At 40.6% G+C, this 1,758-nt stretch carries 2 protein-coding genes; both read left to right on the forward strand.

Features of this window, described 5'->3' with window-relative positions:
* The first annotated feature begins 195 nt into the window (after window positions 1-195).
* A complete protein-coding gene (locus tag Xsto_RS20640; protein ID WP_099126310.1) occupies window positions 196-594 on the forward strand; it encodes an antiterminator Q family protein in 399 nt (132 codons plus the stop codon).
* Between the two features lie 142 nt (window positions 595-736).
* Entirely contained in the window at window positions 737-1,201 is a 465-nt protein-coding gene (locus tag Xsto_RS20645; protein WP_099126311.1) for a hypothetical protein, read from the forward strand.
* Window positions 1,202-1,758: the final 557 nt, after the last annotated feature.

Raw genomic sequence — 1,758 nt, forward strand, 5'->3', positions numbered from 1 at the left:
TCATTTTTATTAACTATATGAATTTTAATTATTTACATTTTTAATTTGAGACAACATGAGACAACAAACAGTGCATTTGAGACAACACCGTATTGCCGGGAAAGGGAGGCAGTAGAGACATGTTGAAAGTATTTAATCAGTTACACTGTCAGAAAGAAAATAGCGTCAAGGGTCGGCTGGTGAGGGAGAGTGTAAATGCGTAATATGCAGATGATATTAAACCAGTGGGGCGCATGGGCCGGTGACGGTCATAGTGCGGTTGACTGGGCACCCATTGCGGCTGGATTTAAGGGATTGACACCCAGCACCCGAAAAAGCCGCATTCAGTGTTGTGATGATGACGGGTTTGCTATCGATGCAGCCGTTCTGCGGTTGAAGAAGCATAATCCGTATTCCTACCAGCTGATTGTATTGCACTACATCAAGGCACTACCACTCAGACCAATGGGGATTAAGTTGGGTATTTCTCATAACGAAGTCGCCAAACGATTACAGGCCGCCGAGGGATTTATTGAAGGTGTTCTGGCTGTTTCGGATGTGGTTTTGGAGCTGGATAAATGTGCACAAAAAGAAATCATTGATAAGGTTGCGTAATTACAAAAGTCAGTATATTGTGATAAGAGTGATAGCAATGTCACACAGCTTATTAATTTATCAAGCCTCGCTTTTGCGGGGTTTTTTTGTCTGTTATGGTTACGCTACAATCAGCTTTAATGCAAATCAATAAGGTTAATTTATGAAAAAAGCATTTGTAGCAGGAGCGTTAGCAATATCTTTCTGTGGCTATGGTTTTGCCGGAAATAACATCAAAGATGACCTTATAGGTACTTGGGCAATGGTACCAACAATCGAGGGATCTGCTCACGTCATAGAATTTAGGCCAGATAATACTGAACATTTTCATATTTTCACATGTGATTGGCTTAATAAAAAAGTGATTAAAGGCGACATGTTTTCCGAACAACAAGCAGAAAAATACATATACACATACAAAATATCTGATGACTTAATTTCAATAACGTTTAACAATGAGAAAGAGCCTTTTGTTACTCTTAAATTTAAAGGAGTAGAAAAAAAGCGGAATAGAACGTTCTTGAAATTGACCGAGATAGATAAACGTAGAAATGAAAACATTGATTTTTCTTACGTGAAAACTGATAAAATTCAGCCTTTATGCCCTCCTTACTTTGAGAAAGAATAGATAGTCAGAATCAAGAATTAGTTTTCCGATAGAATTCCATAGCCTCGCACTCACGGGGTTTTTTGTTTGTGTCAAAAGTAATATCCTAGACAGCTATCTATACCATTTGCTGACCGTTCACACCTGTTAAAATCTCGCAACACGGGGGTGTATTGAGACTCTAATCACGTGAGCGGTCAGCCAATGGTGTGATGAATTCGATGGTTTTATCCAACTACCGAGGATTTTCAGGTAGTTCGAAATCCTGCACGTTCGGGATGTGCAGAGGAATATCCTTGTTCTCCCTTTTAGGGACTTGAAGACCTGTTTAAGATGCGTCCACTCAGGCTACCGTCTGGATGACGGTATTGTTGAAAGTCCATGTTCCCCGTTCTCAGACAATAGTTAACCTGAATTCTGGATAAGAAATTGACGAGAGGCCTGTTCCAGGAGCAAAGTTTTGGTGAAAGCCTAAAACGACTCCGGGGAGGAACAGGCCATGGACAAGTTAGTTGAAATTTTCTGCGATGTCGACGACTTTTGTCGTCTTTTCATCCCCCAGTGGGCGCAGTTTTGTC

This window comes from Xenorhabdus stockiae (assembly GCF_002632825.1).
GTDB classification, from domain to species: domain Bacteria; phylum Pseudomonadota; class Gammaproteobacteria; order Enterobacterales; family Enterobacteriaceae; genus Xenorhabdus; species Xenorhabdus stockiae.